Here is a 26461-nt window from a genome sequence, read left to right on the forward strand (position 1 = left end):
CTTCATTCCCACCAGCGCTTCAAGGAGGTCCCATGCGCACTTTACTCAATCTGAAACAAGGGCTTGCCCCCACCTGGCTGCTCGCCCCGTGGGACGCCAGCGCATCGGCCGCCACCAGCTTCGCCAGCGACCTGTCGAGCATCCCGCTCGACGGCGTGGCCGTCGCCGTCACCCTGTCGCTGGTCGGCGGCGCCGCCGGCACCTTGCAAAAGATCGCCAGTCCGAACGTGGTGATCAAGTCGCTGCCGCTCGAAATCGCCAAGGATATCCTGGTGTCCCTGGTGGCCGGCCTGGTCACGTACTCGCTGTGCGCGTGGCAGGAAATTCCGCTCCTGCTGCAACCGGGCTGCATCACGATTGCCGCGTACGGCGGCTCGCGCGTGCTCGAGCGCTACCTGTCGGCCGGCATCTCGCGCATGGAGCACCTGAACGGCAAATCCGACAAACCCCTGTAAGCCCTCGCGCCCGCCGCCTGTCGGGAAGGCCGGTACGATATAATGTCGTCCGGCCTTTTTCTTCTACCTCCATCCCCATGTCCGCAGATACCCCGAACCGCCCGATGTTGTACGACCCGACCGAACATCGCATCCGCAGCTTCGTCACGCGCGCCGGCCGCCTGTCGATCGCACAGGCGCGCGCGCTCGAAGAACTGGGACCGAAGTTCCTGGTCGAATACGCAAAAGCGCCGCTCGACTTCGAGCAAGCCTTCGGCCGCAAGGCGCCGGTGATCCTCGAAATCGGCTTCGGCATGGGCGATACCACCTCGCACATCGCCAAGGGCATGCCGGAGAAGGACTTCATCGGCGTCGAAGTGCACACGCCCGGCGTGGGCAGCCTGCTCAAGCAGATCGGCGAACAGGGCCTGACCAATCTGCGCCTGGTCCAGCACGACGCGGTCGAAGTGCTCAACCAGATGATCCCGGCCGGCTCGCTGGCCGGCGTGCACGTGTTCTTCCCCGACCCGTGGCACAAGGCGCGCCACAACAAGCGCCGCCTGCTGCAGCCGCCGTTCGTCAAGCTGCTGGCCGAGCGCCTCGCGCCGGGCGGCTACCTGCACTGCGCCACCGACTGGGAAGACTACGCGGTCCAGATGCTTGAAGTGCTGGGCGCCGAGCCGCTGCTGCAAAACACGGCCGACGGCTACGCGCCGCAGCCGGCCTACCGTCCCCTGACCAAGTTCGAAAACCGCGGCATCAAGCTCGGTCACGGCGTCTGGGACCTGGTCTTCACAAAAAAGTAAGCCGCTCGTGAACAGACAATCGGCGCTGCGGCCATGCAGGCGGCAGCGCCGATAATTTTTCTCCAGAGTGGTAGCGTTTCCAAATAGAATACGCATGCTTGGTACGCTTCTTCACGAGGAGTCAATACGATGGGTTCACAAGCACCCCGGCTGGACGTGGTCGACGCATTGCGTGGCTTCGCCATCGTATCGATCATGCTGCTCCATAACATCGAGCACTTCGACCTGTACTACGTCGTCTCCGGCTCGCCGCCCTGGCTGGCGGCCCTCGACAAAGCCGTCTGGGAGGTCGCCTTCTTCCTCTTCGGCGGCAAATCGTACGCCATCTTCGCGCTGCTGTTCGGCCTGACCTTTCATCTGCAGTCGCAGGCGCGCAGGGAGCGCGGCGAGGATTTCCGGGTCCGCTACGGCTGGCGCCTGCTGCTGCTGTTCGGCTTCGGCATGCTCAACTCGATGTTCTTCCACGGCGATATCCTCACCATCTATGCCGTCATCGGCCTGTGCCTGCTGCCGCTGGCGCGCCTGCGTGATTGGGCCCTGTTCGCGCTGGCCGTCATCCTCATGCTGCAGCCTTACGAATGGCTGGTGCTGGCCGACGCGCTGCGCCATCCGCATGCGGCTATCGGCGATCCGCTCTCGTGGCAGTATTTCGGCCGCATCAACGACTACCTGACGGGCGACTCGGTACTGCGCGCCTGGGCCGGCAACCTCACCAACGGCAAGCTGGCGGTAATCCACTGGAGCTGGGAAAACGGCCGCGTCTTCCAGATCCTGTCGCTGTTCATGCTCGGCATGCTGGCCGGGCGGCGCGGCCTGTTCGAGGCCAGCGCGCACGCCATGCGCTTCTGGCGCCGCACCCTGCTTGCCGCCACCTTGCTGTTCCTGCCGCTGTACACCATCCGCACCTTGCTGCCCGACTCGGTCGCCAGCAGTGCCGTGCGGCGCCCGCTGGCCACCATGGCCGCCTCGTGGTCCAACTTTGCCTTCATGCTGGTGCTGGTGGCGTGCCTGGTCATGCTGTACCAGGGCGGTGCGCTCACCCGCGCGCTGCGCCTGCTGGCCCCCTTGGGACGAATGAGCCTGACCGCCTACTTCACGCAGTCGATCGCCGGTTCCTTCATCTACTACGGCTTCGGCCTGGGCCTGTACAAGGTCACCGGCGCCACCGTGTGCCTCGTGATCGGCGCGCTGCTGGCGGCGCTGCAGTGCGCCTTCTGCGCCTGGTGGCTCAGGCGCCACGCGCAGGGGCCGCTGGAACGCTTGTGGCACCGGGCGACCTGGATGGGCGCGCGACAGGCTGCATGAAGGCCATCAGGTTCCCGCCCAGGACCAGCAGCACGCCGCCGACGGCCAGCGCGCTCCACTGGTAGCCTTCCAGCACGGTCGATACGCTCAGCGCCACCACCGGAAACAGCACTGTCGAATAGGCCGCGCGGTCAGGGCCGATGCGCCCGACCAGCAGCAGGTAGGCGGTAAAACCGACCACCGAGCCGGGAATGGCCAGGTACAGGAGCGAGGCCGCGTAGCGCATTCCCGGTTCGACCACGAACGGCATCTTGAGCAGCCACGCGCCGCAACCGAGAATGGTGGCGCCGATCAGCATGGCCCAGGTATTGGTCAGCCACGGCGTCAGGCCAAGCGACTGCATGCGCGACGACAGCAGGTTCCCGGTCGAGAAGCACAAGGTGCCCAGCAGCGCCAGGCCCAGGCCGAACAGCATGCCGCTGTCGTTCCAGTGTCCGCGCATTTGCGGCAGGAACAGCAGGGCGATGCCGCCCAGGCCCAGCAGCGCGCCGCCGAGCACCTGGCGCCGGATCGGGCGCCCCATGAAGATGCGCCCATTGATGGCGTTCCAGATCGGCGCCGTCGAAAACACCACCGCCACCAGCCCGCTCGGCACCGACTGGCTGGCGTAGTAGAAGCAGAGGAAATTACAGCAGAACAGCGCCAGGCCCTGCGCCAGCAGATAGCGCCAGGCGCTGCGCGGCGGCCAGACAGGTTTACCGGTGGCGATCAGGAACAGCATCAGCACCGCGCTGGCGATCCAGAAGCGGTAGGCGATCGACACCGGCGCCGGCACCACGCCGAGTTGCCAGGTGATGGCGATCCAGGTGGTGCCCCAGATCAGGACCGTGAGAAAGTAGAGGAAGATATTCATGCCGCCATCTTGCCCGCGCAGGGCCGGCGCAACTTGTCTGATCTTGCGCATTTTGGCGTGGCAGCCAACGGCGGCGCGCATGCCATGCTAGACTTTTCAGCATGCACTCACGCCCACTGCCCCGATCACCGCTTATCGCGCACGCGGTTTTCAACACCATGTCAGGCACCGATGCCACGCTCGAACGCTTCGCCTGGCTGGGCGACGGCATGGCCGCCGCGATCTGGCGGCGCGACACCCGCGAAGCCATCACCAGCTACGTCCAGCCGGGTCACCACACCCTGTCGTGCTACCTGGGTGGGGGCTACCGCACCGAGCGCGCCGGCGTGCCGGGGCGCTACGGCGCGCCGCAGCGCCTGTGTTCCATGCCCGACTGGCACGAGTCGCAATGGGTGGTGCGCGATCATCTGCGCCTGCTGCATGTCTACTTCATGCCCGAGCACTTCACCCGGCGCGCCGTGGTGGAACTGGACCGCGAACCGCGCGAGCTGACCCTGGCCGACCGCACCTACTTTGAAAGCCCGCGCATCGTGCAGCTGTGCGAAACGCTGCTCACCCAATCGTGGGAAGAACCCGACGGCCTGTTGCGCGCCAACGAGATCAGCCACGACACCCTGAGCGAACTGCTTCGTTCGCAAGCCATCGTGCGGCGCGACCTGCGCCTGCGCGGCGGCCTGGCGCCGCTGGTGCGGCGCCGCCTGGCCGACTACATCGAGCAGCACCTGGCCCAATCGATCACCCTGGGCCAACTGGCGCACCTGGCCTGCATGTCGGAGTTCCACCTGGCGCGCATGTTCCGCGTCTCGTTCGGCATGCCGCCGTCGAGCTGGGTGGCGCAGCGCCGCATCGAACGCGCGCGCGCCTTGCTCAAGGCCGGCAAGCTGCCCTTGCAGCAGATTGCCGCCGCCTGCGGCTACGCCGACCTGAGTCACTTCAGCCACCGCTTCAGCAAGGCGGTCGGCGCCCCGCCGGGACGCTTCCGCCAGGCGCTGGCCGGATAAGCCTTAAGTAAGTGCGCATAAATTCTTGTCATTTCTAGCTTCCATAAGCGGCGCCTTGCTGCGTTGCCCACCGCTAGCAGTGCTCGCACTGCGTCGCGGCGTGCGCCTTGCAAGGCATCCGCTTCTGTTCGCTATAAATCACAATAATTTCTGCACACTTACTTAGCTCATTTCCATGATGATGGCGACGATCTCGTCGCCGTAGGAGACCAGCTTCTTCTCGCCCACGCCGGTCACGCCGCGCAGTTCCTGCAGCGAGCCTGGCTTGGCCTTGGCGATTTCGCGCAGGGTGGCGTCGACAAAGATGACGTAGGCCGGCACGTTGTGGGCGCGCGCGGTCTCCATGCGCCACCAGCGCAGCTTCTCGAAAATCGCCTGTTCGGACTTGGACAGCTCCATCTCGACATGCGGCTTGGACGCCGCGCCCGGCGCGCGCTTCTGCTTGACCGGTTTTTGATACTGGCGCAGCTGGACTTTTTGCCCGCCCTTGAGCACCGGGCGCGCGGCGTCGGTCAGCTTGAGAGAGCTATATACTTCATGGTCGACCGTGATCAGCCCGAGCGCAATCGCCTGGCGCAGGATGGCGCGCCACTCCGCTTCGGTGCGTTCGCTGCCGATGCCGTACACCGACAGCGAATCGTGGTGCCACTGCTTGATGCGGTCCGTTTCGACCCCGCGCAGCACGTCGATCACATGGCCGGCCGCGAAGCGCTGGTCGACCCGGTAAATGGCCGACAGCAGTTTTTGCACCGGTACCGTGCCGTCGAACGAGACCGGCGGAATCAGGCAGGTATCGCAATTGCCGCACGGGGTCGACTGCTCGCCGAAGTATTCGAGCAGGCGCACGCGCCGGCAGCTCAGGGTCTCGCACAACCCCAGCATGGCGTCGAGCTTCATCGACAGCACGCGCTTGAAGGTTTCGTCGGCTTCCGACTCGTCGATCATGCGCCGCTGCAGCACCACATCCTGCAGGCCGTAGGCCATCCAGGCGCTGGCCGGTATGCCGTCGCGGCCCGCGCGTCCGGTCTCCTGGTAGTAGCCCTCGATGCTTTTCGGCAGATCGAGGTGGCAGACGAAGCGCACGTCCGGCTTGTCGATCCCCATGCCGAAGGCGATGGTGGCGACCATCACGATGCTCTCTTCGCGCAGGAAGCGGGCCTGGTTGGCGCTGCGCTTGGGGTAGTCCATGCCGGCATGGTAGGGCAGGGCGCGGATGCCGTTTTCGTTCAGGAAGTCGGCGGTTTCTTCGACTTTTTTGCGCGACAGGCAGTACACGATGCCGGCGTCGCTGCCATGCTCGGTGGTGATGAAGTCGAGCAGCTGCTTGCGTCCGTTGGCCTTTTCGACGATCTGGTAGCGGATGTTCGGGCGGTCGAACGACGACACGAACTGGCGCGCATCGCCCAGTTGCAGGCGCAGCGCGATTTCGGCGCGGGTCTGCTGGTCGGCGGTGGCGGTGAGCGCAATGCGCGGCACGTCCGGGAACTGCTCGTGCAGGATCGACAGCTTGATGTATTCGGGCCGGAAGTCATGCCCCCACTGCGACACGCAATGCGCTTCGTCGATCGCGAACAGCGCGATCTTCGAGGCCTGGAACAGGTCCAGGCAGCGCTGCGTCATCAGGCGCTCGGGCGCCACGTAGACCAGGTCGATCTCGCCGGTGCGCACCAGGCGTTCGATGCGCATCGATTCTTCGTAGGTCTGCGTCGAATTGAGAAAGGCGGCGCGCACGCCGACTTCGGCCAGGGCGTCGACCTGGTCCTGCATCAGGGCGATCAGGGGCGAGACCACCACGCCGACGCCGTCGCGCAGCAGCGCCGGAATCTGGTAGCACAGCGACTTGCCGCCGCCGGTGGGCATGAGCACCAGCGCGTCGCCGCCGCTGGCGACGTGTTCGACAATCTCCTTCTGCTGCCCGCGAAATGCCGGGTAGCCGAAGACCGTTTGCAGCTGGTCGAGTGCGCGTGCCGAGAGGTCGGGATCCATCATTCCGCCCAAACGACCCATCCGTAGTGCGAGCTGGCCAGCACCACGATGCCGAACACGATGCGGTACCAGGCGAAGACCGTGAAGTCATGGGTGCTGATGTAGCGCAGCAGCCAGCGCACGCACAGGAAGGCCGAGATAAAGGCCGCGATCGAGCCGATACTGAACATCGGCAGGTCGGCCATCGACAGCACATCGCGTTCCTTGATCAGCGAATAGACGGTCGCCAGCAGCAGGGTCGGGATCGCGAGGAAGAAGGAGAATTCGGTGGCGGCCTTGCGCGGCAGGCCGAACATCATCGCGCCGATGATGGTCGCGCCCGAGCGGCTGGTACCGGGAATGAGCGCCACGGCTTGCGCGCAGCCGACCTTGAAGGCGTCGAGCAAGGTCATGTCGTCCACCGTTTCGACCCGCACCACCGGCGGATTGAGCTTGTTGCGGCGCTCCACCCACAGGATGATGATGCCGCCGATGATGAAGGCCATCGCCACCGGCACGGGCTTGAACAGCACCGACTTGATCTGGTTGCCGAAGGCCAGGCCGAGCAGCGCGAGCGGCAGGAAGGCGACGATCAGGTTGAGCATGAACTTGCGCGCCTTCGGGTCGCTCGTCAATCCGCTCATCACCGAGGCGATGCGCGCGCGGTATTCCCAGCACACCGCCATGATGGCGCCGGCCTGGATCACGATTTCGAACACTTTCGCTTTGTCGTCGGTGAAGTCGAGCAGGCTGCCCGCAAGGATCAGGTGGCCAGTCGAGGAAATCGGCAGGAATTCGGTGAATCCTTCCACCAGGCCCATGATGATGGCCTTGAGCGCGAGAGCGAGAGTTATTTCCATTAAGCAGTTTGTATTGTTGACGGGGAAATCGCACCGGAAGACGGCACGGTGCGGGGTCGAAGCTTACCACGAGCACGCCTCCGGCTTGTGATCGCGCCGCAAGTGGCGCGCTGTTTTTCGTGGCGGATGGGCGCTATTGTTTTTTTGTTGCAATACTCTTGGCGTCGTCCAGCAGCGGCGTGATCGCCAGGGTCATCAGTGCGAGAGCGAGCGGGACGGTCGCTACGTAGCCCAGATGGCTGAAGCCGAAGGCGCCTGCGATGCCGCCGACAAAAAAACAGGAGGCCAGCATGGACAGCACGGCCAGGCGCTGGCGATTGCCCTGGACCGGCGCCGGCGCCGTGCGGTTCCAGTACATCATCTTGCCCAGCTCGATGCCGATGTCGGTGACGATGCCGGTAATGTGGGTGGTGCGGATCTCGGCATGCGAGAGTTTGGTGATCAGGGCGTTCTGCAATCCCATGATAAAACTGAGCAGCATGACGGTTGCCGATATCGGCAGCGCACCAGCCGGGGCCAGGCGCCCGCCCAGCAGGCCGAAGCAAAGCAGCAGCAGTGCTTCGAGCATCAGGGGCAGTGCATAGATGCTGTGCAGCGCGCGGCGCCGGCCGAAATTGACCATGATCGCGGTGCACGCCGCGCCGGCCATGAATGCGAGCAGCATGCCCAGGCCGGTCAGCACCAGCGCGTGCGCGCCCAGCACCAGGTCGTCGGCCATGGCCGACACCACGCCGGTCATGTGCGACGTGTAGCGCTGCACCGCCAGGAAGCCGCCGGCGTTGATGGCGCCGGCCACGAACGCCAGCATGTAACCCAGGTGTGCATTGGCGTCGCTGGAGCGGCCTGGCGCGGTAAGCCTTCTGGCGTAGTTGACGGGCATGCGGTGCTTTCTCGGGAACCGGTCCCTCATTGTAGCGCGGCCGGCCCCGCTGGCGCCTGGTGCTGCAACAAGCTGTCGATCGCCTGCAGCGACGGCGGCGCGGCGCCGGCCGACTGGCATGCGGCTGCGCCGGCGGCCACCGCGAAGCGCAGATGATCGCCCGGCGCGCGCCGCGGCTGGTGCAAGAAGCTCCAGGCCAGCGCCGCGATGCTGGCGTCGCCCGCGCCGACGCTGTCGACGATGGTAATGCGCGGCGAGGCCGCGTGCCAGCCATCCGCGCCGATGTGCAGCGAAGCGCCTTGCGCGCCGCGCGTGTACAGATAGGTGGCGCCCGGGTTCCAGCCGCGTAGCGTGGCGAACGCGTTCTCAAGGTCGCTGGTGCGGAACAGTCCGGCCAGGTCTTCGTCGGACACCTTGATCACGTCGGCCAGCGCCGTCATGCGCTGCAAGGTGGCGTCGTAGCGCTGGTCCATCAGCGCCCGGAAGTTCGGGTCGTAGCTGATCTTCACGCCATCGGCCTTGAGCGAGGCGGCCAGTGCCAGCAGCTTGCCCGCCAGCGGCTCGCGCGCCAGGCTGATGCCGCCGAAGTGCACCCATTTGCAGTGCGCGCGCCAGCCATCGGGCAGGCGCGCGGCGTCGAAGTGCAGGTCGGCGCTGTCGTCGCCCACAAAAAAATAGCTGGGCGGGTCGGTCCGGTAGACGATCGCCAGCAGCGGCGAGCGCGCCTCGCGCTGCACGAAGCGCATATCCAGTCCGGCCGCCACGCTGGCGTCCCACAGCTGGTCGCCGAAGACGTCGCAGCTGACCGCGCCGGCGAAGGCGCTCGGCACGCCCAGGCGCGCCATCACGCGCGCCACGTTCCAGGTCGAGCCGCCCACCTGGCTGCGCCACTGTTGCTGGCCCGGTTCGGCGATCATGTCGGTCAGCGCTTCGCCGGCGGCCACAAAAACAGGGAACATCGGTGCGTTCATGTCAGTCCTTGAGTACAGTGAGAACTTCGTAGCAGGCGCCCATGGTGTGATAGTCGACTTTGCCGGCCGGGCTCTTTTCGTCGCTCAGCTTGGCGTTGGAAGGGCTGAGAATACGGTACCACGCGCCGTGCCGGTGGTCGACGAAGTGGGTCCAGCTGTATTCCCAGATGCGCTGGTACCAGTCCCAGTACACCGCTTCGCCCGTGCGCGCGCCCAGCAGCGCGGCCGCGGCCAGGCTCTCGGCCTGCACCCAGAAGTATTTGTGGCCGTCGCAGATGCTGTCGTCGGGCGCGAAGCCGTAGAAGATGCCGCCGTGCCGCGCATCCCAGGCCTTGTCCATCGCCTGCAAAAACAGCGCGGAGGCGCGCGGCAGCAGCCACTTGCTGTCGCCGTTCAGGTGCGCCTGGTGGCGTTCGAGGATCAGCAGCAGCTTGCTCCACTCGGTCAGGTGGCCCGGCTGGAATCCCCACGGGCGGAAGATGTTGGTGCTGTCGTGGCGGTTGTACTCCATGTCGACCGACCAGTCGGCGTGGTAGTGCTCCCACACGGTGTTGGCGCACAGCGCGGCCTGGCGCACGGTGATGTTGTGGGCCAGCGTTTCGGCGCGGTGCAGGTAGATCTTGTCGCCAGTGGCTTCAAAAGCGCTGATCAGCGCTTCGCAGGCGTGCATGTTGGCGTTCTGGCCGCGATATTGGGCCAGCTGCGACCAGTCGGCGCTCGCTTCGTCGGCATACAGGCCATGTTGCGGCTCCCAGAAGCGGTGCTCCATCAGCGCGAAGGTCTCTTCGATATGCTGGCGCGCTTCCTGCACGCCGGCCATCAGCGCATGCGAGTACGCCAGCAGCACGAAGGCCAGGCCGTAGCAGTGGTTGGTGGCATCAAGAACTTCGCCCTTGCCGTCGGCCCAGCGCAACTGCCAGCAATAGCCGCCGGTGGCCGGGTTGCGGTGCGCCGCGCGCAGGAAGTCCAGGCCGTGCAGGAGGCGCTGCTGGTCGGCCGGGTCGCCGAACTGGCGGAACGCCATCGCATGATTGAAAATGAAACGCGTGCTGCTGACCAGGTGGCGCGTGTGGGCGTCGTAGACGGTGCCGTCGTCCTTGTAAAAGTGATAGAAGCCGCCGCTCGGATCGACGCAGCACGGATCGTAAAAGCGTTTGGTGTGGCGAATGTGGTCGAGCAGGGTGTCGCGTGAACGGAAATCGGGGGCCATCGTCAAGTCTCGTCGTAAAAAACAGGGTGTAAAAATATGCGTGCGGACGCGGGCCGGCAGGGGCGCGCTGGCGCGTCGCTTGCTCAGTCGGTGAAGTAAGTTCGCTCTATTTGTGCGGCCCGAAGTCGTCGCACACCGTACTGGCGCGCACGATCAGCTCCACCGGCGCGACCTGCTCGACGGGCGGTTCCTGATGGTCGCGCAGCAGCAGCTCGACGCCCATCGCACCGAGCTGCTTCTTGTCGATGCGCAGGGTGGTCAGGGGACGGTGTCCGAGCACCGCGCTGGAGATGTCGTCGAAGCCGACGATCGACACATCGTGCGGCACCGTCAGGCCGGCCGCCAGGCAGCAGCGCATCGCCACCAGGGCGGCGCTGTCGTTGTAGCAGAACACCGCGTCCGGCGGGTTGGGCAGGGCCAGCAGCGACTGCATCGCTTCGCAGGCGCCGGTTTCGAGGTCGACGCCGTCCGGCAGGCTCGCTTCCAGGCGCGGGTCGGCCAGCATGCCGGATTCGAACAGGGCCTGGCGGTAGCCCTTGTTCCGTTCGCGCACGCTGTAGTGGCCGAGCGAACCCGAAATCATGCCGATGCGCGTGCGCCCCAGGCCGATCAGGTGTTTGGTGGCCAGGTAGCCGCCCATGAAATTATCCGGATTGACGGAGCTGTAACCGCGCAGCTTCATGTCGATCAGGACCAGCGGCTTGCCGCCCGCGCGCAGGGCGCCCAGCAGCTCGGGCTCGAAGAAGCCGGCGCACACCACCGCGTCCGGCGCGTGCATGCGCAACTGCTCGGTCACGCCGTCGGCCGGGCCGACCGCCATGAACGAGAGCACGATGCCCTGCTTGCGGCAGGCTTCCTCGGCACCGTGCAGCACCGGCGAATAGAACGGGCTGCTGGCGGCCGTGTTGTGCTGGCGGTGCAGCAGAAAGGTCAGGCGGCGCATGCGCTTGCGCCGCAGGTTGGCAAAATCGTAGCCCAGCGTATGGGCGGCCGACAGCACCATCTGGCGCGTGGTCTCGGTCAGTCCCGGCTCGTTCTTGAGCGCGCGCGAAATGGTCCCCGCCGAGACGCCGGCAAACTTGGCGATGTCGCGGATGGTGACGTTCGATGGGCTGGCGGCGCTCATCGGAACGGGACGTTCGGGCAGCGCGCGGTCAAGCGGTACGGGGTCGGATGCGTCACAAGGTTCTCCAGTGGCAGATGCCTTTTTATGCTGAGAGTCTTGCATATCGATTAGTCCATGGTCAAACGATTGGTCCGGTTTGCAAACAGTTTAGCCGGGTTTTACTAAACAGGGCAGCGCCGCCTGCTGGAGAAGCCACAGCGCCCCGCGCTCGGCCTCCAGCGTGTTTAGCGATCAGGGCTAAACATGGTCGAAAGTGCCATTTTTTGTTTGACCGGCCAATGCTCCGCATGCACACTCGCCTCATCCATATAAACCGGCCGGCGACCTTTCCAGGCGCCGAGCGGGTAAATACAAAAGGAGACACGCACGATGAATACCCTGACCAAACACGCCCTGGCCGTGGCGATTGCGGCCGCGCTGCCTCTATTGGCCGGCGCCGAAACACCCAAGCCCTGGCTGGACCCGGCGCTTGGCGCCGGCCAGCGCGCCACCCTGGCGCTCAAGGAAATGACCCAGGAAGAAAAGCTGCAATGGGTGTACGGCTATTTCGGCGCCGACTTCGCACCCAAGAAAACCGTCAAGATCGCCGCCGCCCTGCCGTCGTCGGCCGGCTACATTCCGGGTGTGGCGCGTCTTGGCTTGCCGGCGCTGTTCGAAACCGACGCCGGACTTGGCGTGGCCTCGCAGGCCAGCGCCAATCCGCGCGAGCGCACCTCGCTGCCGTCGGGCCTTGCCACGGCGGCCACCTGGAACCCGGCGCTGGCCTACCAGGGCGGCGCGATGATCGGAGCGGAAGCGCGCGCCTCGGGCTTTAACGTGATGCTGGCCGGCGGCGTGAACCTGATGCGCGATCCGCGCAACGGCCGCAACTTCGAATACGCCGGCGAAGACCCGCTGCTGTCCGGGATCATGGTGGGGCAGGCGGTCAAGGGCATCGGGTCCAACCATCTGATTTCGACCGTCAAGCACTATGCGCTGAACAACCAGGAGACCGGCCGCACCGAACTCGATGCGCGCATCGGCAACGTGGCGGCGCGCACCAGCGACCTGCTGGCCATGCAGCTGGTGATCGAACAGGGCAACCCGGGCTCGGTCATGTGCGCCTACAACCGCGTCAACGGTCCGTACGCGTGCGAGAACGCGTGGCTGCTTAACGAAGTGCTCAAGCAGGACTGGGGCTTCAAGGGCTATGTGATGTCCGACTGGGGCGCGGTGCACAGCACCGTGGCATCGGCCAACAATGGGCTGGACCAGCAGTCCGGCTCCGAATTCGACAAGTCGCCGTATTTTGCGGGCGCGCTGGAAGAAGCGGTCAAGACCGGGGCCGTGCCGCAGGCGCGCCTGGACAATATGGTGCACCGCATCCTGTTCGCCATGTTCGACAAGGGCGTGGTGGATCATCCGGTCAAGCCCGATGGCGCGATCGACTTCGCCGGGCATGGCCTGATCAGCCGCGCGGGCGCTGAAGAGAGCATGGTCCTGCTCAAGAACGCGAATCGAATGCTCCCTTTGCGCAAGGACGTGAAAACGATTGCAGTGATCGGTGGCTACGCCGACAAGGGTGTTTTGTCCGGCGGCGGGTCGTCGCAGGTGTATCCGATTGGCGGCAGCGCGGTCAAGGGTTTGCTGCCGGCCACGTGGCCCGGTCCCGTGGTGTACCACCCCTCCGCGCCGGTGACCGAAATCGGCAAGCTGGCGCCCGCAACCAGGGTCGTTTTCGACAGCGGCGCCGATCCTGCCGTGGCGGCGCAACTGGCCGCCACGGCGGATGCGGTCATTGTCTTCGGCACCCACTGGATTGGTGAAGCCAACGATGCGGTGGATCTGTCGCTGCCGGACAAGCAGGATGCCTTGATTGACGCCGTCGCCAGCGCCAATCCGCGCACCGTGGTGGTGCTGGAAACGGGCGGGCCGGTCCTGATGCCGTGGCTCGACAAGACCGCGGCGGTGCTGCAAGCCTGGTACCCGGGCACGCGCGGCGGCGAGGCGATCGCGCGCGTGCTGTTCGGCGACGTCAATCCGTCCGGTCACCTGCCGGCCACCTTCCCGGCATCGCTGGCCCAACTGCCGCGCCCCGTGCTCGATGGCGACCCGGCCAAGCCGCAGATGCAGTTCAAGGTCGATTATCACGAAGGCGCTGCGGTCGGCTACAAGTGGTTCGACCTCAAAAAGCACAAGCCGCTGTTCCCGTTCGGGCATGGCTTGTCGTACACGCAGTTTGCGTATTCAGGCCTGGCGGGCGAGTACAAGAACGGCCAGCTGCAGGTGCGCTTCAAGGTGGCTAACACGGGCAAGGTGGCCGGCAAGGACGTGGCGCAACTGTATGTGGCGCCAGTCGGCGCTCGCTGGGAAGCGCCCAAGCGCCTGGCCGGCTGGGACAAGGTCGACCTGCAGCCGGGCGAAAGCCGCGACGTGACCCTGACGGTGGAGCCGCGCATGCTGGCCGTGCTCGATGGCCCGTCCAAGACCTGGCGCATCGCCAGGGGCAAATACAAGCTGATACTGGCGCAGGATGCCGCCGGCACCGGTGAAAGCAGCATCATGGTCGACCTGCCCGCGCGCACGCTCGACCTTCATGGCAAAGCACTTCCTTCAAACGTGAAAAGGTAGAACGCGATGATCAAGATGAACCAAGTGGTTGCGGCATTGGCGATGGCGGGTCTGGTCGGTGGCGCGGCGGCAGCGGCGGCGCCGGTGAGCACGGCGGGAAAGAGCGAGTTCGTGACGGTCAAAAAGACGCACTTCGCGCGCAAGGGCAAAACGTATTACATCGCTGGCGCCAATTTCTGGTACGGCGGCTATCTGGGTTCGCCGTCCGGCGTGGGCGAGCGCGCGCGCCTGCGCAAGGAGCTCGACACCATGAAGGCGATCGGCATCAACAACGTGCGCGTGCTGGCCGTCTCCGAAAAAACCGACATGAGCAGCGCCGTGCGCCCGGCCACCACCAACGGCCCGGGCAAGTACGATGAAGACCTGCTGGCCGGCCTCGACTTCCTGGTCGATGAACTGGGCAAGCGCGATATGACCGTGGTGCTTTACCTGAACAACTTCTGGCAATGGTCGGGCGGGATGACGCAGTACCTGAACTGGTTCGAAGGCACGCCGGCGCTCGACCCGAACGTGACCAAGGATTACGACGACTACATGGCCAGGACGGCGCGCTTCTACGCCAACAAGGAGGCGCAGAAGGAGTATCGCGGCACGATCAAAAAGATCGTCCAGCGCGTCAACACCATCAACGGCAAGCCTTACCGCGACGATCCGGTGATCATGTCGTGGCAACTGGCGAACGAGCCGCGTCCCGGCAACGGCAAGGCCAGCGACAAGGAAAAGGCGATCTATACCACATGGATCGCCGAAACGGCGCAGTACATCCATGAACTCGACAAGAACCACCTGGTCAGCAGCGGCAGCGAAGGCCTGGCCGGCTCGGCGCAGGACGCCAAACTGTTCATGGCCTCGCATTCGTCGAAGCACATCGACTACCTGACGTACCACCTGTGGCCGAAGAACTGGGGCTGGTTCGATTCCAAAAAGCCGGTCGAGAGCTGGAACGGGGCGATCGCCAAGAGCCGCGATTATCTGAACTCGCACATCGACATGGCAAGGACAATGGGCAAACCGATCGTGCTGGAAGAATTTGGCCTGGACCGCGATGGCGCGTCCTTCGACATCAAGGCCGGCACCAAAATCCGCGACCGCTTCTACGGCGAGATTTTTGAGCTGATCGGCCGCCGCGCCGCCGCCGGCGACCCGATCGCAGGCTGGAACTTCTGGGCCTGGGGCGGCGCCGGACGCGCCGCCAACGCCGACTACTGGTGGAAGCAGGGGAACGACTTCATGGGCGACCCGCCGCAGGAAGAGCAGGGCCTGTACTCGGTGTTCGACGCCGATGCCAGCTCGCTGGCGCTGATCAAGGACCACGCCGACAAACTGCGCTCACTCCAGAAGTAAGCCTGTCGAGAGGACGACCATGAACATCATCAAGACGCTGTTGATCCCGGCGGGACTGCTGCTGGCCGCGAACGCCCATGCGCAGAAGTTCGAGAACCTCGCGGCGACGCCGCAAATGGGCTGGAACAGCTGGAACAAATTCGCCTGCAATATCGATGAAAAACTGATCCGCGAAACGGCCGACGCCATGGTCAGGATCGGCATGAAGGACGCCGGCTACGAGTACGTCAACATCGACGACTGCTGGCACGGCAAGCGTGACAAGAACGGCAACATCGAGCCCGATCCCGAGCGCTTCCCGTCGGGGATGAAGGCGCTGGCCGACTACGTGCACGCCAAAGGCCTCAAGCTGGGCATCTATTCCGATGCCGGCGCCACCACCTGCGGCGGCCGTCCGGGCAGCCGTGGTCACGAATACCAGGATGCGATCACCTACGCCGCCTGGGGCATCGACTACGTCAAGTACGACTGGTGCGATACCAAGGGCCTGAACGCGGCCGCCGCCTACACCACCATGCGCGACGCCATCCGCAGCGCCGGGCGGCCCATGTTGTTCAGCATGTGCGAGTGGGGCGACAACAAGCCGTGGGAGTGGGGCGCGGATATCGGCCATTCGTGGCGCACCACCGGCGACATTTATCCGTGCTGGGATTGCGAGATCAATCACGGCTCCTGGTCCGCCTTCGGCGTGCTGCGCATTCTCGACAAGCAGGCCGGCCTCCGCAAGCACGCCGGTCCGGGGCACTGGAACGACATGGACATGATGGAAGTCGGCATGGGCATGACCGAGGACGAAGACCGCGCCCACTTCTCGATCTGGGCCATGATGGCGTCGCCCCTCATCTCGGGCAACGACCTGCGCTCGATGCCCGAGTCCACCCGCAAGATCCTGACCAACAAGGACGTCATCGCCATCAACCAGGACAAGCTTGGCGTGCAGGCGTGGAAATTCATGTCCGAAGGGACGCTGGAGCTGTGGGCCAAACCGCTCGCCAATAACGAATGGGCGCTGATGATCCTGAACCGGGGCGCCGGCGCCATCAACTTCAAGGTAGACTGGAAAAAGCACAAGATCGGCGATGACCTGAGCAAGCGCGAACTCGATATCAACAAGACCGCCTACCGCTGGCTTGAGGCCTGGAGCGGCAAGACGGGCGATACCGCCAGGGCCCTCGACCTCACCATTGCATCGCACAGCGTGGCGATGCTTCACCTGAAAGTAAAGTGACCGTTCATGAACTTGCGTATTCTTTCCATCCTGATGGCCGGCGCCCTGGCCGGCCATCTCGCGCACGCGCAAACTCCCGCTACGGCAGGCGTGCAGACCTGCGCGCTCAACATCAAGCCGCGTGCGCAGGAATACCCGTGGATGTCGATCATGCGCTGGAAGCGCATGCATGAAGATCAGCTGGCGCTGGCCGACAAGGGCAATGTGGACTTGATGTTCCTTGGCGACTCGATCACCGAAGGCTGGCCGCGCGACATCTGGGACGCCAGTTTCGGCGCCTACAAGGCGGGCAATTTCGGCATCGGCGGCGACAATACCGGCAATGTGTTGTGGCGCTTGCAGGACAAGCGCATGGCCAGGCTTTCGCCCAAGGCGATCGTGCTGCTCATCGGCGTGAACAACTTCGGGCTGTGCGACGAGAAACCGGAGCAGGTTTTCGCAGGCATCAAGGCGGTGGTCGCGGCCTTGCGCAAGCAGTATCCGGACGCGCGCATCCTGCTCAATGCCGTGCTGCCGGCCGGCGAATTGGCAAAGAGCGAACGGCGCCAGAATGTCGTTGCGCTCAACAAGATGGTGGCGACCCTGGACGACGGCCGCCACGTCGTTTTCCGCGACTACGGCGCATCCTTCGTACGGCCCGACGGCAGCATCGGCACCGACATCATGGGCGACCATCTGCACCTGACCCAAAAGGGCTACGCCATCTGGGCCGACACCATGCTGCCCGACGTGAAAAAGCTGATGAAGTAAATCATGAGCCGCAGCGCGCTGGCGATGGCACTGATGCTTGCTGTTGGCCAGGCCTGGGCCGAGCCGCCGGTGCGCGCGGACGACTCGCGCATCGCGCGCATGGGCAGGACCGTGGCGCAGGCCGACGGCAGCCTGCGCTTCGCGTATCCCGGGGTGCGGCTGTCGCTGTCGTTCGAGGGCAAGACGCTGTCGGTCGACGCCGCCGCCAGCGGTGAGCGCAGTTATCTTGAAGTCGTGGTCGACGGCGGGGCCGCGCGCATCATCCGCCTGTCCGCAACGCCGCAGGCCATCGGCTTGGTGAACGAGTGCCAGGCTGGCGTTCACCGCGTCGACATCCTGCACCGCTCCGAAAGCTGGCACGGCGTCGTGACGCTGGCCCGCTTTGTCACCGACGGCGTGCTGCTTGCCGCGCCGGCGCTCCCGCAGCGCAAGATGCTCGTTCTGGGCGATTCGGTCACCTGCGGCGAAGCCATCGACCGGGTGCAGGGCAAGGACAAGGATTCGTCGTGGTGGAATCCGCGCGCATCCTACGGCATGCTGGCGGCGCAGGCGCTCGACGCGCAGGTTCATTTGGTGTGCCACGGCGGACGGGGACTGGTGCGCAGCTGGAACGGCCGCACTGCCGACGACAACCTTCCCGATTTCTACGAGCTGGCCATCGCCAGCGAAGGCCGGCCGGTGCGCTGGGACCACGCCGGCTACGATCCCGATCTGATCGTCAGCGCGATCGGCACCAACGATTTCAGCCCCGGTATTCCGGCGCGCGCGGCCTACGTGAAGGCCTACGAGAAGCTGGTGCGCACGCTGCTGCGCAATCATCCGCAGGCGCAGATCGTGCTGACCGAAGGCGCCATCCTCAATGGCGAGCGCAAGGCCGCCTTGACGCGCTACATCGCGCAGACCATCGAACGTGTCGGCAGTCCCCGGGTGCATGCGGCGGCGTCGCTGCACCATTCCGGCGACGTGACCGATGCGCATCCCACCAAAGCGCAGCACGCGGCGATGGCGCGCGAACTGGTTCCCCAGCTTCGCGCCGTCACTGGCTGGGAATAAAAAGAGCCGGTGCGCCGCAACATCGTTCGCGGCAGACCGGCCCAAGCCACCCAGCTAAATGGGATCAGTAACAAAGAGGTTCAGTAAGTCATGCCCACGCGCACGCCGAACATGCGCGGTTCGACGAAGCTCGCCTGCATGAAGCCACCGAACACCGAGTCGCCGCTGGTCTTGGCGTGGCTGTTGGCGACATTGCGCACGAAGGCTTCGGCATGCCATTTATCGTCCGGCGAATCGAGCCGCACCGACGCATCGCCCATCGCATACGCCTTCTGATAGCGGCCGATATGCGCGAACTCGGAATTGCGCAGATCGAAGTAGGCCTTGTCGCGCCAGTTCACCTTGACGTACGGCGTGACGCGGTAGCCGCCGGCCAGTTCGAACTCCTGCGAGAAGCTCAGGTTGACCTGGTACTTGGGCGTGTTGGGCAGGTGGTTGCCATCGATGTTGTACAGCCGGCGGCCGATCAGCGCTTTGTCCGGGCCGTTGTAGATGGCGGGGCAGGGTTCGATGCCCAGTTCCGCGCGCAGGTCGCCGCACTGGTACTCGTCGCTGAATTCCTTGAAGTTGTGCACCTCGGTGTTGATGTAGGCGAAGCCGCCGCCGATGCGCGCACCGCGCCACGGCCGCCAGTCCGCTTCGATCTCGAGGCCGGGAATATCGACCTTGCCGACGTTGATGGTGCGCCAGGCGTCGTACACATCGCACTTGGGCTGGTCGGCCGGGCAGGGCTGGCCGTTTTCGGGAATGATCTGGTTGATGAAGTAGGTGCCGGTCAGCTGCATGCCCTTGTACTTCATGAAAAAGGCGGTGGCCGAGAGGCGCAGGCGGTTGTCGAGGAACTTGCCCTTGTAGCCCAGTTCATAGTTGGTGATGGTTTCGGGATCGTACGGCAAAAAGGTCTCCACGCCCGGCTTGCCGTCGGCGCACAGGCGGTAGTTGCACGAGTCGGTCTTGTCGGCGAAACCGCCGGCCTTGTAGCCGGTCGATACCGAGGCGTAGGCCATCTGGTTGGGGTTGATCTGCTTTTGCAGGCCGATGCGCCAGGTGGTTTTCTTCCAGGTTTCCTTGTGATCGTTGGAGGTCGGCGCGGGGTAGCCTGCGTACGCGCCAAGACCGCCGCCGGCCCCCATGTCGGTCGACAGGTCGGTGCCGTTGTGGACCCGGAAGCCCGGCGTGCCGGGGATGCCGCGGTTGTACCAGCCGCGGTAGTAGGCGGTGTCGCCGATCCAGTTGCGGCCATACACTTCGCCGCCCTTGTCTTCCTTGCTGTCCGACGAAAAGCGCGCGCCCAGGGTGCCGGTCCAGGTGGGCATGAACTTCCAGTCGGCCTGCGCGAAGGCGGCCTTGGCGTCGACCTGGCGGTTCGGCTGGTGATACAGCACGCTGCCCGGATCGCCGTACGGCTTCTGGATCACATTGGTGATTTCATAGTCGATGCGGTTGCGTTCGTGCATCCAGAACAGGCCCGCCACGTACTGCACCGGGCCGAGCGTCTGCTTGAGCTGCGCCTCGTGCACGGTGGAGAGGTAGCGCGAGTCCATGGTGCGGTGGAAGATGTCGGTCAGCGGCCAGGTGCCGTAGTCGCCGCCGGCGACGTTGGGGTACTTGCCGTTGACCTGGAACGGAGCGGGGTGCTGCATGCCCCTGTCGTCGTCGGTGGTTTCCTTGCGGCGCTGGTCGGCGACCTGGAAGTGGTAGTCGACGCTGGCGGTGTCGCTCAAATTCCAGTTCACGCCCGCGCGCACGGTGCGGATGTTCAGGTTCGTCTCGCCCGGCACGTTGATGTTGATGTCCCATTTGCCGCCGGTGCAGGCGTAGCGCGTGCCGGCGCCCGCGTCGCAGTCGCGAAAGGTGGACCCGCCGGCGCCGGAGTCCTGGAACTCTTCGTACACCAGGCGCGCCGTGAGGTTCTTGTTGATCTTGAGGGCGGCTGCCACGCGCGCGGCCCACTGGTTTTGGTTGGTGTAGAAGTCCTTCTTGCCCACCTTGTGGTTGAAGCGCTGGTCGACATCGGGAATGCCGTCGGGGATCCAGCCGTAGGCCGGCGCATTCGCTTCGCTCAGGTCGCGCAGCTGGTTGGCATAGCCGTCGCGCCGCACTGTCATGTAGGTCGCGCGCAGGGCCAGCATGTCGTTGACGACGACGTTCTGCACGATGTTGGCCTGTTTCTTGTTGTAGTTGCCAAGTTCCAGATTGGCCTTGCCGTAGTTACCGGAAAAGTCCGGCTTGGCCGAGATGACGTTGACGCTGCCGCCGGTTGAATTGCGGCCGAACAGGGTGCCTTGCGGGCCGCGCAGCACTTCGAGCTGGTCGATGTCGAACATCAGCGCCTGCGCGCCTTGCGGGCGCGGCGAGTACAGGCCGTCGACGTGAAAGCCGACCGCCGGATCGCCCGTTTCGGTGAAGTTGGTCGAGGTGATGCCGCGGATCGTGATCTGCACCGCCGAATCGAGGCCGGTGTTTTGGATGACGACGTTGGGAATGTCGCCGGCCAGGTCCCTGAGGCTGGTGGCGCCCTTGCGCGTGAGCTGGTCCTGGCTCAGGGCGGTGACGGCCAGCGGCGTGCGCAGCAGCGAGGTGGAATGGCGGGTGGCGGTGACGTTGACTTCCTGGATCTGGTTCGGGTCGTTGCTGGCGGGGATGGTGCTGTCGGCGGCGCTGGCGGTTTGCGCGTGTGCTGGCAGGACCGCACAGCCGAACGCGCTGGCGACCGCCAGACTCATGAGAGTCCGTGTCGTTGTGAATCGCATCTTGTCTCCTGTTTTCCATTTGGAATATGTGCGCGCGGCTTGTGCGAGCCCGCTTGGCGTTTATATGCAACACAGTGGTGACCCGCCAGCTGTGGCAAGCGATGCAGCCTTGCGTGTATGGACGAATCGACTGAATCGAGTATTGCACTCGAAAAATCGGAGGGTCAAACGATTCCCTGAAACCTCGGGGAGTTTCATGGGATTTACTAAACAGGGTGGGGAGCACGCAGACCAGTTATGCGCAATGAATTCGCCTCCATTTGGCCGCGAACGACATAGTTTGAACCGAATGCTTGTCGCTCAGGTCTAACATCCATATACCTGCTGCTTTTGCCTGTCGTGGCAGAAGCTTCATTTTGCGGCATCGAACGTGGCGTCTGAGGATAAAACAATGAAAGCGCTTAAATCAAAGGTGAGAACCAATGCGGTGCCGAAGAACGCAACATTACCCGTTCGCATTCCGTCAAAGATTGCGAACCCCGTAGCAGATAACCCGTATGCCATGTCGCCACAGGAGGCGGCAAAGGCACTTCGACGGGACGGGATCGTGACGGCCAAAGGGCGGCTTGCGCGTATTTTCAGGTGATTGCCGGTCAGCTGCTGCTGGCCTATCACGGATGCGATATCACGACGCGTGACGATCTGGTCAGTGGGAGACTTGTCCATCTTGATCCTAGTCAAAATTCCTATGACTGGCGTGGACCTGGCGTCTATTTCTTTGAAGGCGATTGTGAGAGAGCGGACCTGTTCGCAAACGCTTCCCATAGCAATCCCGAAAAGATGTACACCGCGAGGCCAATTGGTACGCCAGCCGTGGTCGGCGCCATCCTCCGGGTGCAGAGTTGGCTGGACATGACGCCCCAGGCGGGAATCAACGAGTTCGACAAGGCCTATCAAGGCATGTTAACCGGCATGGCAGCCGTTGGCATTCCGATGCCTGAAAATCGCGCCGCTGGTGAAGATGATACCGATGTCATTCTTCGCAGACTCGACAATGCCGTGTTCACGTTTATTCATCACGTTCGTGCGAACCACGATCCACCATTGACACCGTTTCAAGCAGTGCGTGGCGCCTTCCCGCAAGGTGCCGAGATGGCGCCGAAATCCGGCTTTCGCAAAGGAACGCATATTCAGGTTGCCCTGTGCGATCCTGGCTGTGTGGAGGGATGGTTCCTTCCTATTGGCGAGCATCTCTTATCGGATCAGGAATATGACAATGCCATTGCAAGACGGGATGCGATGGCGTTCAAGCGTAAGCCCAGAAAGCGTCTTTTGACATAGGTTCGCGCGGCAAGTGGGGCAGGTATTGGCTGGGCGTCCGGTGCGTATACCGGATACTTACTGCAAGGCTCGTCGTCACTTGGCCATCAAGCCGGGTGCGGTGCTGTCTCTTTTGTGAGGAGATCGCCTGGCTGAAGATCAGTCATTGCACCCCGGTGCGGTCGCCCGCTCCAGCGCCCCCAGCCACTGCATCGCATGTTCGCGGCTGCTGCCGCACATCTCTTCCGACGGCTGCAAGCCGCCGCAGAACGCCGGCCGTTCCGGCTTGCCGAAAATCAGGCAGCGCTTGTCCGCGCCAAGCTGGATACAGCGCTCGCCCGCGGCTTTGCCATGGGGCATGCCGGGAATCGGACTGGTGATGGAAGGGGCGGTGCAGCAGGCGCCGCAATTGTCACGGCAATTCATGCCATCTCATTTCTGTGGGTGATTCTACGTCGCCCAAGTATACACCCCATCCAATCATAAGATGTCGTACAACTATTCAAGTTGTATAATATGCGCATGACACCATCCACACCTGCCCAGGCGCTGCCGCCACCCCGCAAGAAACACCGCACCCTTGCCCAAGGCGTGGTCGAGCACATCACGGGCAGCATCCAGCAGGGTGTGCTCAAGCCCGGCGACAAGCTGCCGACCGAGTCGGCCATCATGGAGCAGCACGGCGTGAGCCGCACCGTGGTGCGCGAAGCCATCTCGCACCTGCAGGCGGCCGGCTGGGCGCAGACCCGGCACGGCATCGGCACCTTCGTCATCGAACGCAGCAACGCGGGCCTGGCGATCAACGCCGAGAGCATCGTCACCGTCATGGACGTGCTGGCGATGCTGGAACTGCGCATCAGCATGGAGGCCGAAGCGGCCTGGCTGGCGGCGGCCCGGCGCAGCGAAGCGCAGGTGGCCGAACTGGCCAAGGTACTGGGCGCCATGCAGCGCAGCGTCGCGCGCGGAAGCCCCGCCGTTGACGCCGATGTGCAGTTTCACCTGCTGATCGCGCAGGCCACCGGCAACCGCTATTTCGTCGATATCCTGAGCCAGCTGGGCACCACCATCATCCCGCGTGCGCGCATCAACATGCCGCAGCTCGGGCACGACGATCCGGCCGCCTATCTGGAACGGGTCAACCGCGAGCACGAAGACATCTTCAACGCGATCCTGCGCAAGGACCCGGAAGCGGCGCGCGCCGCCATGCGCACCCACCTGAGCAACAGCCGCGAACGCCTGCGCCAGGCGCAGCAGCAACTCGAGTCGAACGGGGCCTGATCCCGCCGGCCCACCGATTGCCCCCACGGGAGCCTGCCCGCCGGCGCTCCCGCTGATCTGCGCTTCCCTCCCGCTTTCCGCCTTCCCAGTCCGCCCCGGCGCCTCCGCCATCCGTCTCAACGTTGTGCTTGCTTATGTCGAAGACTAGTTGTACGATGACGTATCACTAGTGCCAAACAACCCGCCTATATCTGGAGACCCCATGAATCCGCAAGAACTCAAACACATCCTGTCGTCCGGCCTGCTGTCGTTCCCGCTGACCGACTTCGACGACCAGGGCAATTTCAACGCGCGCACCTACGCCGAGCGCCTCGAATGGCTTGCTCCGTACGGCGCCAGCGCCTTGTTCGCGGCCGGCGGCACCGGTGAGTTCTTCTCCCTGACCCCAAGCGAATACTCGGACGTGATCCGCACCGCGGTCGACACCTGCCGTGGCAAGGTGCCGATCCTGGCCGGCGCCGGCGGCCCGACCCGCACCGCGATCGCCCTGGCCCAGGAAGCCGAGCGCCTCGGCGCCCACGGTATCCTGCTGCTGCCGCACTACCTGACCGAAGCGAGCCAGGATGGCCTGATCGCCCACGTCGAAGCGGTCTGCGCTTCCGTCAAATTCGGCGTCGTCGTCTACAACCGCGGCCAGTGCCGCCTGACCGCCGACTCGCTCGAAAAACTGGCCGCGCGCTGCCCTAACCTGATCGGCTTCAAGGACGGCATCGGCGACATCGAACTGATGGTGCAGATCTGGCGCCGCATGGGCGACCGCTTCAGCTACCTGGGCGGCCTGCCTACTGCCGAAGTCTACGCAGCGGCCTACAAGGCGCTGGGCACCCCGGTGTACTCGTCGGCCGTCTTCAACTTCATGCCGAAAATGGCGATGGACTTCTACCACGCCGTTGCCGCCGAAGACCACGCGACCACCAACCGCCTGCTCGACCAGTTCTTCCTGCCTTACCTCGACATCCGCAACCGCAAGGCCGGCTACGCAGTCAGTATCGTCAAGGCCGGCGCGCGCCTGGTAGGCCACTCGGCCGGCCCGGTACGCGCGCCATTGACCGACCTGACGGCCGAAGAAGACGCGATGCTGGAGAAGCTGATCAGCGCCCAGGGCGCCCAATAATCCCGATCGAGGAACCGATTTTGGAGATCAAAGATATGCAAATCAATGGAGAAATGGTCATCGGCCAACGCACCCTGCGCGGCACGGCCGGCGTGGTGCGCGCGATCGACCCGTCCCGCAACGACGCGATGGGCCCGGACTTCGGCCTGGCCACCGACGCCGACGTCGATGCCGCCTGCGCCCTGGCGCAAAGCGCCTTCGACGCCTACCGCGGCACCACGCTGGAACAGCGCGCGGTCTTCCTGGAGACCATCGCCGAAGGCATCCTCAATCTCGGCCCCACCTTGATCGAACGCGCCGCGTTGGAGACCGGCCTGCCGACCGCGCGCCTGGAGGGGGAGCGTGGCCGCACCGTCAATCAACTGCGCCTGTTCGCCAAGGTCGCGCGCGACGGCTACTTCATCGACGCCACCATCGATTCGGCCCTGCCGGATCGCGTGCCGCCGCGCCCCGATCTGCGCCTGCGCAAGATCCCGCTGGGACCGGTCGCCGTGTTCGGCGCCAGTAACTTCCCGCTGGCCTTCTCGGTCGGCGGCGGCGACACCGCCTCGGCGCTGGCCGCAGGTTGCCCGGTCGTGGTCAAGGCGCACGGCGCCCACCTCGGCACCTCGGAACTGGTCGGCAAGGTCATTCAAAAAGCGGTGGCCGACTGCAAACTGCCCGAAGGCGTGTTCTCGATGCTGTTCGGCGAAGGCCGCCAGATCGGCCAGCGCCTGGTCGACCATCCGGCCATCAAGGCGGTTGGCTTTACCGGCTCGCGCCAGGGCGGCCTGGCGCTGATGCGCACCGCGGCCCTGCGCCCGGAACCGATCCCCGTGTACGCAGAAATGAGCAGCATCAATCCGGTGTTCCTGCTGCCGGCGGCCTTGTCAAGCGACCGCGCCGCCGTGGCGCAAGGCTTCGTCGATTCGCTGACCCTGGGCGTCGGCCAGTTCTGCACCAACCCGGGCCTGGTCATGGGCCTCAAGGGCGACCATTTCGACCAGTTCGTCGAAGCGGCAGCAAGCGCGCTGCAAGCCAAGGGCGCCGGCACCATGCTCACCCCCGGCATCCACAAGGCCTACGTCGGCGGCGTGGAGCAGCTCTCCGGCATCGACGGCGTGACCCTGGTCGCGCAGGGCAAGGAAGATGGCGCCGGCTGCGCGGCGCAAGCCTCGCTGTACGTGTGCGACGCGGCCACCTACCTGTCCACCCCTGCGCTGGAATCCGAGATTTTCGGGCCGTGCGCCTTGCTGGTGCGCTGCCGCGACGCCGAGCAAATGCAGCAGGTTGCCGAACACCTCGAAGGCCAGTTGACCGCCACCGTGCACGCCCTGGCCGCCGACCGCGCCCATGCCGCCGCGCTGCTGCCGGTCCTGGAACGCAAGGCGGGCCGCATCCTGTTCAACGGCTACCCTACCGGCGTCGAAGTGGCGCATGCCATGGTCCACGGCGGCCCGTTCCCGGCCACTTCCGACAGCCGCAGCACCTCGGTGGGCGCGTCCGCCATCGACCGCTTCCTGCGTCCGGTGTGCTACCAGAACGTGCCGGCGGACTTGCTTCCGGAGGCGCTGGCCGACCATAATCCACTGGGCCTGACCCGCCTTGTCGACGGAGGCATGCAACAACCCAAGTAAGGCTGGTCGCGCTGCCGTCGATACAAGGTGTGGAGACGCCTGGC

At 64.7% G+C, this 26461-nt stretch carries 23 protein-coding genes; 13 read left to right on the top strand and 10 right to left on the bottom strand.

Going from position 1 to position 26461, the window contains the following annotated elements; genetic code table 11:
- The first annotated feature begins 32 nt into the window (after positions 1 to 32).
- From F2P45_RS14620 to F2P45_RS14630, 3 genes are all read left to right on the top strand, one after another.
- Entirely contained in the window at positions 33 to 455 is a 423-nt protein-coding gene (locus tag F2P45_RS14620) for a phage holin family protein (protein ID WP_166876209.1), read from the top strand.
- 104 nt (positions 456 to 559) lie between these two features.
- The gene (trmB, locus tag F2P45_RS14625; protein WP_166876393.1) at positions 560 to 1240 is read left to right on the top strand and encodes a tRNA (guanosine(46)-N7)-methyltransferase TrmB; all 681 of its coding nucleotides are present in this window, start codon (positions 560 to 562) and stop codon (positions 1238 to 1240) included.
- Between the two features lie 129 nt (positions 1241 to 1369).
- Entirely contained in the window at positions 1370 to 2545 is a 1176-nt protein-coding gene (locus tag F2P45_RS14630; protein WP_166876212.1) for a DUF418 domain-containing protein, read from the top strand.
- Here F2P45_RS14630 and F2P45_RS14635 read toward each other — a convergent pair.
- A complete protein-coding gene (locus F2P45_RS14635) occupies positions 2469 to 3398 on the bottom strand; it encodes a DMT family transporter (RefSeq protein ID WP_166876215.1) in 930 nt (309 codons plus the stop codon). The two genes, F2P45_RS14630 and F2P45_RS14635, sit on opposite strands and share 77 nt — an antisense overlap.
- A gap of 101 nt (positions 3399 to 3499) precedes the next feature.
- Here F2P45_RS14635 and F2P45_RS14640 point away from each other — a divergent pair, with 101 nt between their 5' ends.
- On the top strand, positions 3500 to 4399 hold the full coding sequence (locus F2P45_RS14640) for a helix-turn-helix domain-containing protein (protein ID WP_166876218.1): 900 nt from the start codon (positions 3500 to 3502) through the stop codon (positions 4397 to 4399).
- 162 nt (positions 4400 to 4561) lie between these two features.
- Here the strand turns inward: F2P45_RS14640 and recQ are convergent, their stop codons facing one another.
- The 6 genes from recQ to F2P45_RS14670 form a co-directional block, all read right to left on the bottom strand.
- The gene (recQ, locus tag F2P45_RS14645) at positions 4562 to 6388 is read right to left on the bottom strand and encodes a DNA helicase RecQ (RefSeq protein ID WP_370663257.1); all 1827 of its coding nucleotides are present in this window, start codon (positions 6386 to 6388) and stop codon (positions 4562 to 4564) included.
- Positions 6385 to 7218: an undecaprenyl-diphosphate phosphatase gene (locus F2P45_RS14650; protein WP_166876395.1), complete on the bottom strand. Its 834-nt coding sequence runs from the start codon at positions 7216 to 7218 to the stop codon at positions 6385 to 6387. Before F2P45_RS14650 ends, recQ begins: the two co-directional genes overlap by 4 nt.
- Before the next feature lie 139 nt (positions 7219 to 7357).
- On the bottom strand, positions 7358 to 8104 hold the full coding sequence (locus F2P45_RS14655; protein WP_166876225.1) for a YoaK family protein: 747 nt from the start codon (positions 8102 to 8104) through the stop codon (positions 7358 to 7360).
- A gap of 26 nt (positions 8105 to 8130) precedes the next feature.
- Complete coding sequence (locus tag F2P45_RS14660; protein ID WP_166876227.1) at positions 8131 to 9075, bottom strand: carbohydrate kinase family protein; 945 nt, start codon at positions 9073 to 9075, stop codon at positions 8131 to 8133.
- A 1-nt stretch (position 9076) separates the two neighbouring features.
- Entirely contained in the window at positions 9077 to 10285 is a 1209-nt protein-coding gene (locus F2P45_RS14665) for an AGE family epimerase/isomerase (protein WP_166876230.1), read from the bottom strand.
- A 106-nt stretch (positions 10286 to 10391) separates the two neighbouring features.
- On the bottom strand, positions 10392 to 11411 hold the full coding sequence (locus F2P45_RS14670) for a LacI family DNA-binding transcriptional regulator (RefSeq protein ID WP_166876234.1): 1020 nt from the start codon (positions 11409 to 11411) through the stop codon (positions 10392 to 10394).
- A gap of 369 nt (positions 11412 to 11780) precedes the next feature.
- Between F2P45_RS14670 and F2P45_RS14675 the strand changes: the two genes are divergently transcribed.
- From F2P45_RS14675 to axe2C, 5 genes are read left to right on the top strand one after another with little or no spacing between them, the layout of a single operon-like run.
- Positions 11781 to 14021, top strand: coding sequence for a glycoside hydrolase family 3 C-terminal domain-containing protein (locus F2P45_RS14675; RefSeq protein WP_166876237.1), 2241 nt, complete (start codon positions 11781 to 11783; stop codon positions 14019 to 14021).
- 6 nt (positions 14022 to 14027) lie between these two features.
- Positions 14028 to 15365 carry a glycoside hydrolase 5 family protein gene (locus F2P45_RS14680; RefSeq protein ID WP_166876240.1) on the top strand — a complete coding sequence of 446 codons (1338 nt, stop codon included), beginning with the start codon at positions 14028 to 14030 and terminating at the stop codon, positions 15363 to 15365.
- Between the two features lie 19 nt (positions 15366 to 15384).
- On the top strand, positions 15385 to 16593 hold the full coding sequence (locus tag F2P45_RS14685) for a glycoside hydrolase family 27 protein (protein ID WP_187367173.1): 1209 nt from the start codon (positions 15385 to 15387) through the stop codon (positions 16591 to 16593).
- A 6-nt stretch (positions 16594 to 16599) separates the two neighbouring features.
- Positions 16600 to 17343, top strand: coding sequence for a GDSL-type esterase/lipase family protein (locus tag F2P45_RS14690; protein ID WP_166876243.1), 744 nt, complete (start codon positions 16600 to 16602; stop codon positions 17341 to 17343).
- A 3-nt stretch (positions 17344 to 17346) separates the two neighbouring features.
- Positions 17347 to 18396, top strand: coding sequence for a bifunctional acetylxylan esterase/glucomannan deacetylase AxeC2 (gene axe2C / locus F2P45_RS14695; RefSeq protein WP_166876246.1), 1050 nt, complete (start codon positions 17347 to 17349; stop codon positions 18394 to 18396).
- Positions 18397 to 18476: 80 nt separating this feature from the next.
- Here axe2C and F2P45_RS14700 read toward each other — a convergent pair whose 3' ends face one another.
- Positions 18477 to 21122 carry a TonB-dependent receptor gene (locus F2P45_RS14700; RefSeq protein ID WP_166876249.1) on the bottom strand — a complete coding sequence of 882 codons (2646 nt, stop codon included), beginning with the start codon at positions 21120 to 21122 and terminating at the stop codon, positions 18477 to 18479.
- Between the two features lie 378 nt (positions 21123 to 21500).
- On the bottom strand, positions 21501 to 21815 hold the full coding sequence (locus F2P45_RS14705; RefSeq protein ID WP_166876087.1) for a hypothetical protein: 315 nt from the start codon (positions 21813 to 21815) through the stop codon (positions 21501 to 21503).
- 147 nt (positions 21816 to 21962) lie between these two features.
- Between F2P45_RS14705 and F2P45_RS14710 the strand changes: the two genes are divergently transcribed.
- Complete coding sequence (locus tag F2P45_RS14710) at positions 21963 to 22430, top strand: hypothetical protein (RefSeq protein WP_229505091.1); 468 nt, start codon at positions 21963 to 21965, stop codon at positions 22428 to 22430.
- A gap of 138 nt (positions 22431 to 22568) precedes the next feature.
- On the opposite strand, the gene F2P45_RS14715 is transcribed toward F2P45_RS14710, so the two are convergent.
- Complete coding sequence (locus F2P45_RS14715) at positions 22569 to 22835, bottom strand: YkgJ family cysteine cluster protein (protein ID WP_166876254.1); 267 nt, start codon at positions 22833 to 22835, stop codon at positions 22569 to 22571.
- A 96-nt stretch (positions 22836 to 22931) separates the two neighbouring features.
- Here F2P45_RS14715 and F2P45_RS14720 point away from each other — a divergent pair, with 96 nt between their 5' ends.
- From F2P45_RS14720 to F2P45_RS14730, 3 genes are all read left to right on the top strand, one after another.
- Positions 22932 to 23687 carry a FadR/GntR family transcriptional regulator gene (locus F2P45_RS14720; RefSeq protein WP_166876257.1) on the top strand — a complete coding sequence of 252 codons (756 nt, stop codon included), beginning with the start codon at positions 22932 to 22934 and terminating at the stop codon, positions 23685 to 23687.
- Between the two features lie 202 nt (positions 23688 to 23889).
- A complete protein-coding gene (kdgD, locus tag F2P45_RS14725; protein WP_166876260.1) occupies positions 23890 to 24801 on the top strand; it encodes a 5-dehydro-4-deoxyglucarate dehydratase in 912 nt (303 codons plus the stop codon).
- A 35-nt stretch (positions 24802 to 24836) separates the two neighbouring features.
- Positions 24837 to 26417 carry an aldehyde dehydrogenase (NADP(+)) gene (locus F2P45_RS14730; RefSeq protein WP_166876262.1) on the top strand — a complete coding sequence of 527 codons (1581 nt, stop codon included), beginning with the start codon at positions 24837 to 24839 and terminating at the stop codon, positions 26415 to 26417.
- The last annotated feature ends 44 nt before the right edge of the window (positions 26418 to 26461 follow it).

Source organism: Massilia mucilaginosa (assembly GCF_011682145.1).
Classification (GTDB): domain Bacteria; phylum Pseudomonadota; class Gammaproteobacteria; order Burkholderiales; family Burkholderiaceae_D; genus Telluria_A; species Telluria_A mucilaginosa.